At 51.4% G+C, this 13,764-nt stretch carries 13 protein-coding genes and 1 pseudogene; 11 read left to right on the forward strand and 3 right to left on the reverse strand.

What is annotated here, in order from left to right:
• Window positions 1–89 precede the first annotated feature (89 nt).
• Entirely contained in the window at window positions 90–920 is an 831-nt protein-coding gene (gene nadE, locus KSO86_RS01615) for an NAD(+) synthase (protein WP_216378204.1), read from the forward strand.
• A 14-nt stretch (window positions 921–934) separates the two neighbouring features.
• Here nadE and KSO86_RS01620 read toward each other — a convergent pair whose 3' ends face one another.
• Complete coding sequence (locus KSO86_RS01620; protein WP_216378203.1) at window positions 935–2,101, reverse strand: AI-2E family transporter; 1,167 nt, start codon at window positions 2,099–2,101, stop codon at window positions 935–937.
• Window positions 2,102–2,263: 162 nt separating this feature from the next.
• Here KSO86_RS01620 and dhaK point away from each other — a divergent pair.
• From dhaK to dhaM, 3 genes and pseudogenes are all read left to right on the forward strand, one after another.
• Window positions 2,264–3,250: pseudogene (dhaK, locus tag KSO86_RS08465) on the forward strand (dihydroxyacetone kinase subunit DhaK); the annotation flags it as partial.
• A 135-nt stretch (window positions 3,251–3,385) separates the two neighbouring features.
• Window positions 3,386–3,997, forward strand: a complete 612-nt coding sequence (gene dhaL / locus KSO86_RS08470; RefSeq protein ID WP_253281431.1) for a dihydroxyacetone kinase subunit DhaL — start codon at window positions 3,386–3,388, stop codon at window positions 3,995–3,997.
• Complete coding sequence (gene dhaM, locus KSO86_RS01630) at window positions 3,994–4,710, forward strand: dihydroxyacetone kinase phosphoryl donor subunit DhaM (protein ID WP_216378201.1); 717 nt, start codon at window positions 3,994–3,996, stop codon at window positions 4,708–4,710. Before dhaL ends, dhaM begins: the two co-directional genes overlap by 4 nt.
• Before the next feature lie 19 nt (window positions 4,711–4,729).
• On the opposite strand, the gene KSO86_RS01635 is transcribed toward dhaM, so the two are convergent.
• Window positions 4,730–6,034, reverse strand: coding sequence for an alpha/beta hydrolase (locus KSO86_RS01635; RefSeq protein WP_216378200.1), 1,305 nt, complete (start codon window positions 6,032–6,034; stop codon window positions 4,730–4,732).
• Window positions 6,035–6,123: 89 nt separating this feature from the next.
• Here KSO86_RS01635 and KSO86_RS01640 point away from each other — a divergent pair, with 89 nt between their 5' ends.
• The 4 genes from KSO86_RS01640 (at window position 6,124) to KSO86_RS01655 (ending at window position 10,448) form a co-directional block, all read left to right on the forward strand.
• Complete coding sequence (locus KSO86_RS01640) at window positions 6,124–7,692, forward strand: aspartate:alanine exchanger family transporter (protein ID WP_216378199.1); 1,569 nt, start codon at window positions 6,124–6,126, stop codon at window positions 7,690–7,692.
• Between the two features lie 191 nt (window positions 7,693–7,883).
• Window positions 7,884–8,165 carry an HU family DNA-binding protein gene (locus tag KSO86_RS01645; RefSeq protein ID WP_091280817.1) on the forward strand — a complete coding sequence of 94 codons (282 nt, stop codon included), beginning with the start codon at window positions 7,884–7,886 and terminating at the stop codon, window positions 8,163–8,165.
• A 124-nt stretch (window positions 8,166–8,289) separates the two neighbouring features.
• Window positions 8,290–8,655, forward strand: coding sequence for a DUF3039 domain-containing protein (locus KSO86_RS01650; RefSeq protein ID WP_216378198.1), 366 nt, complete (start codon window positions 8,290–8,292; stop codon window positions 8,653–8,655).
• On the forward strand, window positions 8,652–10,448 hold the full coding sequence (locus tag KSO86_RS01655) for a DEAD/DEAH box helicase (protein WP_216378197.1): 1,797 nt from the start codon (window positions 8,652–8,654) through the stop codon (window positions 10,446–10,448). The genes KSO86_RS01650 and KSO86_RS01655 overlap by 4 nt, the downstream gene beginning before the upstream one ends.
• A gap of 52 nt (window positions 10,449–10,500) precedes the next feature.
• Here the strand turns inward: KSO86_RS01655 and KSO86_RS01660 are convergent, their stop codons facing one another.
• A complete protein-coding gene (locus KSO86_RS01660) occupies window positions 10,501–11,847 on the reverse strand; it encodes a nicotinate phosphoribosyltransferase (RefSeq protein ID WP_216378196.1) in 1,347 nt (448 codons plus the stop codon).
• Between the two features lie 85 nt (window positions 11,848–11,932).
• On the opposite strand from KSO86_RS01660, the gene clpS reads away from it, so the two are divergent.
• From clpS to murI, 3 genes are read left to right on the forward strand one after another with little or no spacing between them, the layout of a single operon-like run.
• A complete protein-coding gene (gene clpS / locus KSO86_RS01665; protein WP_366493224.1) occupies window positions 11,933–12,220 on the forward strand; it encodes an ATP-dependent Clp protease adapter ClpS in 288 nt (95 codons plus the stop codon).
• A complete protein-coding gene (locus tag KSO86_RS01670) occupies window positions 12,220–12,900 on the forward strand; it encodes a DUF2017 family protein (RefSeq protein ID WP_216378195.1) in 681 nt (226 codons plus the stop codon). The genes clpS and KSO86_RS01670 overlap by 1 nt, the downstream gene beginning before the upstream one ends.
• A gap of 10 nt (window positions 12,901–12,910) precedes the next feature.
• On the forward strand, window positions 12,911–13,759 hold the full coding sequence (murI, locus tag KSO86_RS01675; RefSeq protein ID WP_216378194.1) for a glutamate racemase: 849 nt from the start codon (window positions 12,911–12,913) through the stop codon (window positions 13,757–13,759).
• Window positions 13,760–13,764 lie beyond the last annotated feature (5 nt).

A 13,764-nucleotide genomic window follows, 5' to 3' on the forward strand; every position in this document is an offset into this window, starting at 1 on the left:
CGACTACAACTCTATTGGGAATGATAACTATTCTCAAGTAGTTAAGATGTGTTATCGCGTATTGCACAATGCACGGTAGACTGGCAGTTATGTCTACAGAATTACAGCGCACAATTATCACGTCCTTGGGAGTTAAACCCACGATCGACCCTGCTGAGGAAGTCCGAACTCGAGTCAATTTTCTTTGTGACTATGTTCGAGCCACACATACTAGTGGATTCGTTCTGGGAATCTCCGGTGGTGTGGACTCTACTTTGGGCGGGCGACTCGCTCAACTAGCCGCGGAGAAGCTCCGTGATGAAGGTTATGAAGCTCGGTTCATCGCGGTACGTTTGCCGTACGGAGTACAGGCTGATGAAAAAGACGCAACCGGTGCAGTGGAATGGATCAATCCAGACCAAGCCATCACGATTAATGTTCAACCGGCTACCGACGCGATGGTAGCTGCCTATAACGATGGAATGACTGCAACAATTACCGATTTTAATAAAGGCAATGTTAAAGCTCGAATGCGGATGATTGCGCAATTCGCTATCGCTGGCGACGAACGCCTATTGGTTATTGGCACTGATCACGCGGCTGAGAATATCACTGGATTCTTTACAAAATTCGGCGATGGCGCAGCAGATATTCTGCCACTTGCTGGTTTGAACAAACGGCAAGTTCGCTCACTTGCTCAGTATCTGGGAGCACCAGAGTGCCTATGGCGTAAAACTCCAACAGCAGATCTGCTTGATGGTAATCCTGGACGCACTGATGAAGATGAACTTGGTATGAGTTACGAGCATATTGACGACTATCTCGAAGGTAAAGAGATACCGACGCCGATCGCTGACAAGCTTGAACAACGCTGGGTGCGAGCTCAGCACAAACGAGTTATGCCGGTACAGCCAAGTGATACATGGTGGCGAGAGAACTAAATTCTCTTTTTTGACTATTGCTCAGACATTGCGTGCTCCAATTGTGGGGTGCGCAATGTCTTATAAACTGACCAAATAATAGCGATTAGTGGAATTGCGATAACTGCGCCCATAAGCCCGCCAGCAAATCCGCCCGCTGCCACGCCGATAGCTACTCCAACAGGGTGTACAGAGACCTTCTTTCCCATGATAAGTGGTTGCAAAAGGTGACCTTCAATTTGGCCAATAGCAGCGATACCAACACCGACAATGATGAACATTGTTAAACCGTCAGTAGCTAAGCCAACAAACATTGCTACCAGCATTGCGGTAGGCGCTCCGACGAGTGGAATAAAGGTTCCGAGCATGACAAGTACTGCTAACGGAGCAGCAAGCGGAAGATCTAATATCCACAAGAAAATGAACGAAAGACCGCCGTTAGTGACGGCAATAATCACTGTGCCAGCGGCATATCCAGAGAACGCTGACCAGCCGGCAAGGGCGCCTTTATTGATGCGCTCGCGTTTTTGCTGCGGAACTAAATCTAGGAACCACTGCCACATGGATTCTCCTGATGCCAGCAGAAATACCGTAATAAAAATTGCTAGCGCGATCACTGTGACAATAATTGCTAGCTGACTAGCATTAGACAAAACAGTTTGAGCGATCGAACCAGCGTGATCTTGCGCGTAACGCGTGCCTTGTTGAAGCGCATCAGAGACGACGTCGAGCAGTTGCGATCGATGAACCTTGAATGGTAGCGATCCATCGGTGAGCATGGTGACGATATTATCGACGCCATTTGTGAACTGCCGGGCGAGGGCGTTCCACTGATTGATGACTGAAAAAACAATATATGTTACTAGGCCACCAATTACTGCGAATCCGCTAATGACCGCGACTGCTGTTGCCAGTGCACGTGGTATGAATTTTTCCAACCAATTAACGATTGGGAGTAATACAGCAGTTAAAACGCAAGCAAGAAAGACGCCGAGGAAGACTTGATAGACCATTCCTAGCAGATACACAACTGCGGCAATAACGAGCCCGATTCCGATCAGTGACCAGGCCCCAAGACCGTATTTAACCAATGAATGTGGAATACCGGAGGAGCGGGGAGCGGGCTGACCAACGATGGTACTCCACGTTTGCTTTTCTACCGGCAGTTGAGGTTGAGAATGCGCTTCTGTCCGTTTCCTCATTAGCTACTCCTAAATACTGAGCTGACATACGAACGCTCATCTAATAAGACTATAGCGAATGTCTGCATGAAACTTTAGGACAGACCACAGGTACTTGCTCTTCACCTCACAGTAGAGGAGAATGAAAGGCAGATCACAAATCAGCAATGAAGCAGGTGCCCCATGAAAAAGTTGATCAATGACCCACGGAACGTCGTCGCAGATGCCTTACAAGGAATGTCGGCTGCTCATCCACAGCTACGCATAGATCATGATAAACGCATCATATTTCGTGCGAGTGCGCCGCAGAAGAAAGTCGCGCTAGTATCTGGTGGCGGTTCCGGGCATGAGCCATTGCATGGTGGGTTTGTCGGGACGGGAATGCTAGACGCTGCTGTGGCGGGAGAGATTTTTACATCTCCCACCCCAGACCAAGTTAGTGCGGCTATTGAGGGCGTCGATGGTGGTCAAGGCGTCCTGCTTATCATTAAAAACTACACTGGAGACGTCCTGAATTTTCAGATGGCTGCGGAACTTGCCTAGGCTGATGGAGTGCAAGTGGAGAGCGTCGTCGTCAACGATGACGTTGCAGTAGAAGATTCTTCCTTTACTGCAGGACGACGCGGTGTTGGCCTCACCGTTTTACTCGAAAAGATCGCGGGAGCTGCTGCCGAAGAAGGACAAGATCTGCAACAGGTTACCCAGATAGCGCAGCAGGTTATTGATAATGGTCGCTCAATGGGAGTTGCACTGTCATCAGTTACGCTACCCGCCGTAGGAAAACCATCTTTTGAACTACCCGATGACGAAATCGAAATGGGAGTGGGCATCCATGGCGAACCAGGACGCCACCGCATCGGAATGAAAGACGCTCATGGGATCGCATCCGATCTAGTTGAGGCAATCCTCGCGGACCTTGATTTTACGGATTCGCCAGTGATAGCCATGCTCAACGGCATGGGCGCTACTCCGCTGATCGAACTCTATGTTGTGTACGGGGAAGTGGAGCGGTTGCTGGCCGAACGTGGGGTACGGGTAGTTCGCAACCTCGTCGGCAATTACATCACGTCACTGGACATGGCTGGATGCTCATTAACTTTGCTTCGCGCCGACGACGAACTGCTTCGCCTTTGGGATGCACCCGTGGCAACTCCAGCTTTGACACGTGGAGAAGCTACTGCTGCAACGTCGTCGTTTGAGCGTCCTAAGACTCCGTCAACGATGAAGGATAAGCCGGAAGTGTTTGTGAAGGATGAGGCTCGTCAAGCCGAGCATGCATCTGGCAACGGGATCAGTATTGGGATGATGAAACGCTGGATTGGCATCGCAGCCGAGATTATCGATGATAACCAAGAGCAGCTCACCGAACTTGATGCGGCTATTGGTGACGCTGACCATGGCGCAAATATTTCGCGCGGAATGACGCAAGCATATGCGACACTTGAAAAATCTCAGCCTGACTCTTTTACAGAGATTGGTAAGACAGTTGGGATGTCATTGGTCTCGAGCGTGGGCGGAGCCTCTGGTCCACTTTATGGCACATTCTTCCTCCGTTTCGGGCAAGAAACCGTAGATATAGAAGAACTTGATGTGCCTACGTTAGCAGCTGCATTCCGGGCCGGTGTTGACGGGGTTCGCGCTCGCGGAAAAGCCGAGGCCGGCGAGAAAACTATGCTCGATGTTCTTATGCCAGTAGCGGACGTCCTCGAAGCATATTCGGACGCTCAATTGCAAGATGCGATCAGCGCTGCCCGTCAGGCAGCATTTACTGGCAGAGACGAAACTGTGGATATGGTAGCGAAGAAAGGGCGAGCATCTTACCTAGGCGAGCGATCGATAGGGCATATGGATCCGGGTGCAGCGTCAGCAGCGCTGATCGTTGATGCCCTTGCCTCGGCAGTAGAGGAGCACCGATGAGCGTAGGCATAGTTCTGGTATCGCACTCGGTTCAACTGGCGCAAGCGACCGTTGAGCTGATTGGTCAAATGCAGTCAGATAAGCCTGCAACCGTGGCTATTGCGGCCGGTAGCGCTGACGGCGGATTCGGCACGGATGCAATGGCTATTATGAACGCCATCGAAGAAGCACAATCGGGTAGTGGCGTTGTTGTGTTAACTGATTTGGGATCCGCAATTTTGTCCGCAGATATGGCGTTGGAATTCCTTGGTTATCCAGATGACGTTGTGATGGTAGGCGCGCCGTTTGTAGAAGGCGCACTTGCTGCAACAATAACGGCGTCTAATGGTGGTGCTTTAGCTGACGTTGCTCAACAAGCACGAACAGCGCTAGACGCTAAACGACGTCATATCGACGGCGAACCTGCCAGTGAAATCGGCGTCGCTCCCCAACAGCCTTCCGCTGATACTATTTTTCATCAGCTTCGGGTTGTCAACGCGGCTGGCTTACACGCCCGTCCAGCTGCTCGCGTCGCTCACCTTGCGAGCCAATATGATGCGGAGATAACTGTTATTTATCAAGGTGAACACGCTGCAGCCACATCTGCGATGGCATTAGCTGGATTAGGGACACAAGCAGGAGATTTTATTGAACTTCAAGCCAGTGGTCGCCAAGCATCGGAGGCACTAGTTGCGCTCACCGAGCTGATCGAATCTGGCTTTGGTGAAGACTAGATAAATGGGGACGACGGCGCTAACGACTAGCGTCGTCGTCCCTATTGCTCTCCCTCGGCAAGCCTCCTTGATTGACGGCTATCTCAAAGGTTTGCTGAAATCCCCTGCGCCACGTACCATACCCGTGGTTACCAGGAATGATACGTGAGTCAACGTCCATCCCAACTTTTTTGGCGAGACCAGATAGTAGACGCTGGGCAGTGCGTGCCCGAACGTCGGCATCGCCGCTTAAAAAGACAGCAGTAATACCGGAAAATCGTGAGTCGTTGTCTGCGATAGCACGCTCAAAAATATCCTTAGGGTTGATCTTTTGGAAGGCGTCTTCATCGCCATGAAAAAGGGTGTTGACGGTTTCTTCATGCGTGGTGAGCATAGGCTCTTCGTAGCCGGAGAGATTAATGAATGCTCCATATGATGTAGGCGCATTGGCCACGACTTGGAGCGAACACGTACCGCCGTAGCTGAGGCCAGCTAGAGTCCAATGCGATTGATCTGGATCTACTCGTAGTCGCTCTTTTATGAGCTGTGGAACATCGTGGCCCAGGTATGTCTGCATTTTGATTTCGGGTCCATCAACGCAGGCTGGATCCCCTGACCATGACCCGGTGGCATCAACAGAAACAAGAATAGGAGAAATGCCGTCGTGATCGCGTTGATAATGATCGGCGGGAATAGCTGCGTCTCCAACTGCGAACCAGCGTTGTGGCGAGCCGGGATTTCCATGGAGGAGGACGACGACGGGAAGGTCTAGCTCTGGATGTGTCCAGTAGGCTGGGGGAATATATGCCCATGCGTCACGGGCATTAAGCCCTGAATCTGTTCCTTTTAACGGAATAGTGACTAGCGCTCCAACATCTCGAAAGCGATTTTGTGGTGGTTTGGTGCGGGATAGGAAGTCTTTATACGACATCTCTACGGTGATGTTACGCGGAAAAAACGACCCTATTGAGGCGTATTCTTCGTAGGTTAAGTTAGCGACGAGGTATGTGTTGGCGCTGGCGAGGATAGTAATAATAGCTAAAAGGAAACGGCGTCCGCGTACCGTGAACATGCCGATCAACGCCGTGACCGCAGCGAAAAGAGCAATAAATATTTCCCACGGTACCAGCCCTGGGAACGGAGCAGGCCAAACGATAAAGTAGAACCAACTTGCGCCAGCTATGACTAGACCCGCGACAAGTGCCACTAATCCACCTAAACGTGAGCCATTGCTCGTCTTTTTGAGCGTGAGAAGGCACACGGCAATAATAAATAAAACTGTCATAACGTAAATGATTATTGCTGGAACTGTGCCAATGAGCACCAGGCGATCAAGAAAGTCCATAGTCGAATCATCTCAAAGTTTATTGATAAAATTGAATAGTACCACGCAAAAATTACTGTGGCGCTTAGCGCTTTTTGAAAGGTCCAGCTGTGACTGCTCTGTTGCTTGAATCCCCATTATTAACCATTTTTGTTGTTGTCGCCCTAGGCACAATAGTTGGGGCTATACCGTTTGGCCCGTTACGTCTCGGTGCAGCCGGTGCGCTTTTCGTCGGACTGGCGATTGGAAATGCGGTTCCGGACATCGCTGATTCGATGGGGATGATTCAGAGTCTCGGATTGGCACTTTTTGTGTACACGGTAGGTTTGAGCGCAGGACAAACGTTCTTCGCTGATCTTGTACGGCAGTCTAAGCTGATGATTGCGTCGATCGGAGTACTTCTCGTGGGGGCTGCTGTGACCGTGATTGGTGGAATACTTTTGGGCTTTGACTCGGATTTCTCGGTCGGTATTTTTGCTGGTGCGACGACGAATACTCCTGCTCTTGCTGCGGCTTCAGCAGCTACTGGTACTGAGGCACCAGCAGTTGGATACTCGTTGGCATATCCGATGGGCGTTATTTTCGGAATTGTTTTTGTTGCTTTAATCGTTGGACGGAACTGGACCGGTAAAAACGACACTGAATCGTTAGCAGGAAAACATTTGTCAGCTGTCACTGCGAACGTTGAACAGAAACTGGAAATTCGTCGAGTTCCGGGTTGGCAAGAAGAGCGTATCCGGATGTCTTACTTGCGTCGTGGTGACGATCAGCGAGTTGTTAGTCCGGGCGAAGTTTTATTACCAGGGGATCGTGTAGTTGTCGTTGGTTTGCCTGACGACGTCGAATGCGCCGTTGGCGTCATCGGCTCTGTAGTTGATGAACATTTGGCTGATGACCGCTCTATTGTTGGATTCCGTAGTTTCGTTGTCTCGCATAAGGCGCTTGCTGGCCGATCAATTGCTTCGCTGAATTTGCCTGCTCAGTTTGGTGCAATGATCACTCGAGTGCACCGCGGCGATGTTGAATTGCTAGCTTCGGATGATCTGCGGTTAGAACTTGGTGATCGTATAGCTGTTGTTTATCCGCGTTCGGAAGAAAAGGCTATCGAAAAGTATTTTGGTAATTCTCAACGTAAGATTTCCGAGGTTGACGCTATCGGAATGGGACTTGGTCTTGCTGTTGGTTTGCTGGTTGGAATGGTTGCCATTTCATTGCCGGGCGGAACAACGTTCAGCTTGGGTGCAGCCGCTGGTCCATTGTTGGTCGGTATGGTCTTGGGTAATTTGCAACGGACGGGCCCGTTGGTGTGGCAGTTGCCGTTGTCAGCTAATCTAACGATACGTCAGCTCGGTTTGCTACTTTTCTTAGCAGCAGTAGGAATCGCATCAGGTCCGGCATTTGCGGATACAGCATTTACGGCTCAAGGTGTTAAAGCTGGTTTGCTTGGTGCTGGTATTGCCATAGTAGTGGTGGGGATGACAGCCATTGCGGGTCGATTGCTGGGGCTGTCGGCACCTCGTACCGCCGGTGCTATGGCCGGTATCCTCGGGCAGCCTGCTATTTTGGCGTTCGCGTCATCGAAGGTTCATGACGAACGAATCGAAAGCGGCTATGCGGCGATTTTTGCACTGGGAATGATTGCGAAGATTATTTTTGTTTCGCTCATTCTCTTATTCTGACTGTGGTCTGAGGGCGCCAATTTATCGTGACAGATGTGACAGATGTGATATTTGGAGTCAAAAGTTAGTGACTTAGTCTATGTTTTTAGCGAAACACGCCTAGAAATTCGAGTTTTTAGCTGATTTTCCGCTAGATTTCTAGGTAGCGGCTAAAAAGCCCGTTCGAACAACTTCGATTTGGAGGAAGAATTATGTCCCTCAACCGTACAGAGCTTATTGCCAAGATTGCTGAAGAAGCTGGCATCACCAAGACTGACGCTGATAAGGCTATGTCTGCACTACAGTCCGTTCTCGTTGATTCCCTTGCTAAGGGCGAAGCGGTGAAGATCACCGGTCTTATGTCCGTTGAGCGTACCGAGCGCGCAGAGCGCAAGGGCCGCAACCCACGTACCGGCGAAGAAATCAAGATCCCAGCCGGCTACGGCGTCAAGATCTCTGCTGGTTCAACCTTGAAGAAGGCTGTTGCTAAGTGATCTAGTCGTTCTAGACGTAAATTCAGGGCAGTATCGAATTGATACTGCCCTGAATTTATGCTCGGCGTATGACGTCACATGCTAGGCCAATAATGTTACCCGGTGCCTACGTTAAACTAGATGTATGTCTATTTCAGATCCGAATGCTCGTCCTTCTGAGCCTGGTCAGCCACAAGCGCCAAGCTTGAATCCATCATCAACTACTGCTGTTCTTGAACATACCGAGGAACAAAAAGCACCGGGCGATGATGAACGGTTCGCTCATTACGTTCGCAAAGATCGTATTGTGCAATCAGCTGTTGAAGGTGGTCCAGTGGTGGCCTTGTGTGGAAAAGTATGGACACCTGTGCGTAACCCAGATAAGTACCCGCTGTGTCCTACATGCAAAGCAATCTATGAGCAGATGGGGAATATGGGCAATAGTTGGCCGTTCGGACCCAATGTTCCAGGTAAGGGAGGATCAGACAACGGCGCTGGAGGTGAACAATGAGTTCTGAGCTGAAAGGCTCAGCACATACGCCACAATCTGCGTCTGTTTCGGCAGCTGAAAATCTTCCTCCGGTATTCCCGCGTCGTGCGGCGTGGGGTACTGCCGGATCTCTGCGTGCCTGGCAGGCGGCAGCGCTAGAGCAGTTTATGGCAACTATGCCACAGGATTTTCTGGCCGTGGCTACTCCAGGTGCTGGAAAAACGACCTTCGCTCTTCGCGTTGCCACGGAGCTGATGGCCCGCCGCGAGGTCAATGAAATCGTTGTGGTCGCACCAACTGAGCATTTGAAATACCAGTGGGCGGAAGCTGGCGCCCGAGTAGGTTTACAGCTAGACCCGGATTTTTCGAACTCGAATATCGGTTTAGGTTCGTCGTTTAACGGTGCCTGCGTGACGTACGCACAGGTGGCCCGTGCGCCGATGTTCCATCGCCAGCGTATTGCCTCGCGAAAAACGCTAGTTATTTTGGACGAGGTGCACCACGGTGGCGATAATCTTTCATGGGGTGACGCTATCCGGGTGGCATTTTCGGTAGCGAAGCATCGGCTAAGCCTTACTGGAACACCGTTCCGTTCGGATACGTCGGCTATCCCATTCGTGACCTATGAGCCTGATGGTGACGGCGTTTATCGTTCGAAGGCGGATTACACCTATGGCTATGCTGAAGCCTTACGTGATTTCGTGGTCCGTCCAGTCATGTTTATGTCTTATACCGGCAATATGCAGTGGCAAACCAAGCATGGCGAAGTGATGGAAGCAACGCTTGGCGAACCGCTTACCAAGGATCTGATCGCACAAGCTTGGCGCACGGCTCTGGACCCGAGCGGTGAATGGATTCAAGCTGTGCTTAAAGCAGCCGATGAACGGTTAAACGTCGTTCGGCGAAGCGTTCCCGACGCTGGTGGCCTAGTAATCGCGACCGATCACAAAACCGCGAAAGCATACGCTGGACTTCTAGATAAAATCACTGGCGAAAAAACTACTGTGGTGCTCTCGGATGACAACACTGCCTCAGATAAAATCGCCCAGTTTTCTGCCGGTACCAGCCGATGGATGGTGGCGGTACGCATGGTATCTGAGGGAGTGGACGTTCCACGCTTGTGCGTAGGAGTATATGCAACGTCTGCTTCGACGCCACTCTTTTTCGCCCAGGCAATTGGCCGTTTCGTGCGTTCTCGCAAGCGTGGCGAGACAGCGTCGGTATTTTTACCATCGGTGCCTCGGCTACTGGGGCTTGCCGGGGAGCTGGAAGCCCAACGAGACCATGCGCTGAATAAACCGTCATCTGACGAAGAGCAACAAGGCTGGGATGACGAATCCTTGGCAGAAGCTAACCGTGAAGAGAAAGCTTCTGATGATTTGGAAGGCCCCGGGTATCGGGCACTTTCGGCGGCAGCTACCTTCGATAAGGTCGTCTTTGACGGCGACGATTTCGGCTCGTGGGCAGAAGTCGGCTCGGATGAGGAAGCTGATTTCTTGGGCATTCCGGGGTTGCTGGAGCCCGACGACGTTGCCACCTTGTTGCGCCAACATCAGCATGATCAACAAAGTAAAGCCGCTAAGCGTCCCGCCTCTGGTACGGCTCCGGTGATGAATTCGCGTCGTCGTCGGGAAAAACGGCAAGAATTATCAAAAATCGTGTCAGCATATTCGGCGAAAACTGGGAGAGCACACGCTCTTATCCACACCGATCTGCGCAATGCGTGTGGTGGGCCAGAAGTAGCTCGTGCCTCGCTGGAACAGATCGAGGCACGTATCGCTCAGTTGCAGCGCTGGTTTGTTGGGCGTAAATAAATAATTGGGTGGGTAGCTGATACTACCCACCCAATTATTTGGTATGTGTAAATTATCGAATATCGACGAATTCGGTCGGAATACCAGGCTCACCTTCGGACAGACGCCATGCGTTGTATGGCAGTGCAGCGCGAGAAGAACGATGACGTTCGGCGGCTCGGCCCAACGCAGTAGCGTTCATATACTCATCTTGAATCTCGCCGCCAGACACCAAGATAACTTGAAGTGGGCGAGCACCTTGTTCCTTAAGGTAAGCAATTCCGTCTTCGAAATCATCGACAGTGACGATTAATTCTGCAGTGGCTCGGCCAGTGACATCGTACTTTCGGCCAGCAACCTTTAGTCCACCACGAGAGGCCTTAGACTCAGACCGCTTACTGACTCCAACCCAGGTATCGGTTTCTTCATCCTTGCGCGCCACTAACTTATACACGAGTTGCGCTGTGGGATGACCAGACCCCGTCACAAGCTTTGTGCCGACGCCGTAGGAGTCCACCGGAGCAGCGTTCAACGCCGCAATAGCGTACTCGTCCAAATCTGAGGTGACGGTAATCTTCGTCGTCGTCGCACCTAATTCGTCTAGTTGAGCACGAACTTGGAACGCTTGAGCAACCAAATCACCAGAATCGATACGAACCGCGCCGAGCTCGCCGCCAGCCGCGCGTGCTGCTGCAACTGCCTTCTCTACGCCGTCGTGAATGTTGTACGTGTCCACAAGCAATGTAGTGCTCGGACCAAGAGTGCGGATCTGAGCCGCAAAAGCTTCGTCTTCAGAACCATGAAGTAGAGTAAACGAGTGCGCTGCAGTGCCAATCGTCGAAATACCGTACCGGCGTCCGGCCTCCAGATCAGAAGTTCCCACAAAACCACCAATAACCGCTGCACGGGCTGCCGCAACTGCGCTGTATTCATGCGTCCGGCGTGCCCCCATCTCTAAGCATGGGCGATCGTGTGCCGCAATCGTCACTCGCGAGGCCGCCGTCGCCACCGCTGAATCATAATTCAAGATCGACAAAACGAGAGTCTCCAGTACAACGCACTCTGCAAAAGTGCCGACTACCGTAAGTAACGGCGAGTACGGGAAGTAACATTCACCCTCGGCATACCCATAAATGTCTCCAGTAAAACGCCAGTTCTTCAAAAACTCCAAGGTGCGCTCGCCAACAACATGGGCATCACGCAAGTAGGCAATTTCGTCGTCGTCAAACGTGAAATCTTGCAGAGCTTCTAAAATACGTCCCGTGCCCGCGACTACACCGTAACGCCGTGAACCGGGGAGACGGCGGCCAAAGACTTCGAAGACGCACGGTAATTCAGCGCGCCCAGTTTCGAAAGCTGACTCGATCATTGTCAGCTCGTACATATCCGTTAGCAGAGCGGTACTCAAAGAATGTTTCATGGTTTAACCGTAGGCGGGAATGGACAAAAAATCTACCAAACAAGCTGTGTTTTCGCCCTCTGGACTAATCGCGTAGACTAGAAACGTGACTAATTCTGTTCCTGAAACTCATAGTGCACCCGCTGAGCATGGTTTGACTGAAGCTCAGTGGCGCACTGTTGTCCATAATGATCCCGTTAACCTGATGACCTACGTTCAGTGGGTTTTCGAAACTTATTTTGGGATGACACCAACTGTAGCGCGTGCTCGGATGCTAACGATTCATCGAGAGGGACGGGCAGTGGTTGCTAGTGGCGGACGTGAATCGATGGAACGCCATGTTCAGGCGCTCCACGGATATGGCCTGCGAGCAACCTTAGAGCAGGAGGACTGATGCGCGCATTTTTGGCGGTACGCGGTGGATACGAGGCCCAACTAGATGACGAAGAACGCGCCATGATGATGGGGCTGGCATCAGACGTTGTGGTGATTCTTGGGTCGCACGTTGATCGCGAACTGGATCGCCGGCAACGAATTGCCGAGGATCCATTTGCGGCTTTCGAAGATCAGTTCACAGCTATCGAAAAACGGGTAGAAGACGACGGCGATGAAAACCTGTTTACGGTTCCTGATTTGCCGATGGATGATGCGTTAGAACGGCTACTGCCGGATATGAGCGAAGACCCCGAACTGGCCGCTGAGCTTCGGGCTATTACCGAAGAAAGCGTGGCTGCAACGAAGATCGATCATCTAGTGTCAATGTATGAGACGTTGTCTACGATTCCAGAAGGGATTATGGACGTCACGATTACGAATGATGCGGCACCTGCGTGGTTGGCGGCAATGAACGATATTCGGTTGGTGTTGTCTATGCGGTTAGAGATCGCTGACGACGACGATGCGGCACGTATCTATGAGCGTGCTGGCATATTCACCGGGACGAGTTCGCGTGACACATCTGGCTTACCGCCGATAGAAACTCAAGAAGATATGATGGCTGTGCTTTATGCCATGGTGACCTGGTGGCAAGAGTCACTGATAAGCGCAGTTCGCCATAAGTCGCTTCGCGGGTAAAATTGACAGTATGAATAGTGCACGCAATGACGCCCCGATTGGGGTCTTCGATTCCGGGGTCGGGGGCCTGACTGTTGCGCGCGCCATTATTGATCAGCTCCCGAACGAATCAGTGACCTATATTGGTGATACAGCTAATTGCCCGTATGGACCGCGCCCAATTGCGCAAGTGCGTGAACTAGCGTTGAATGTGATGGATCATCTGGTTGCAACCGGCGTAAAAATGCTGGTGATTGCATGTAATACGGCATCGTCAGCAGTTTTGCATGACGCCCGGGAACGGTACACCGTTCAACAGGGAATCCCAGTTGTTGAAGTGATCCGTCCCGCGGCACGAGCAGCAGTCCGCGCAACCCGTAATGGAAAAGTTGGCGTGATTGCTACCCAAGCGACGATCCGATCTGGGGCTTATGAGGATGCGTTTGCGGCTGTTCCTGATCTGCAGATAACCTCCGCTGTGGCCCCACGATTCGTAGAATTTGCAGAAGCAGGTATAACTACCGGCGCTGATCTGATGAATACGGCCAGAGACTATTTAGCACCAATCAAAGTAGCCGGCGTGGACACATTGGTTCTTGGATGTACGCACTATCCATTCCTCTCTGGTGCTATCGGTTACGTGATGGGCGAGGATGTTCTGCTGGTTTCATCTGCTGATGAGACTGCGAAAGATGTCTATCGTGGACTGACTGAATCAGATCTGTTACGTGCCCCAAGTTCAGAAAAGCCGATTTATCAGTTTAATGTCACAGGTGCTGATGATTCATTCCGGGTCTTGGCTCGCAGGTTCTTAGGCCCAAAGGTATCTCATGTTTCGCATGTTGACGTTCCATCTGCTCACCCTAATCCCGCCTCTTGAGGAGA

This window comes from Arcanobacterium phocae (assembly GCF_018913465.1).
Taxonomy (GTDB): domain Bacteria; phylum Actinomycetota; class Actinomycetes; order Actinomycetales; family Actinomycetaceae; genus Arcanobacterium; species Arcanobacterium phocae_A.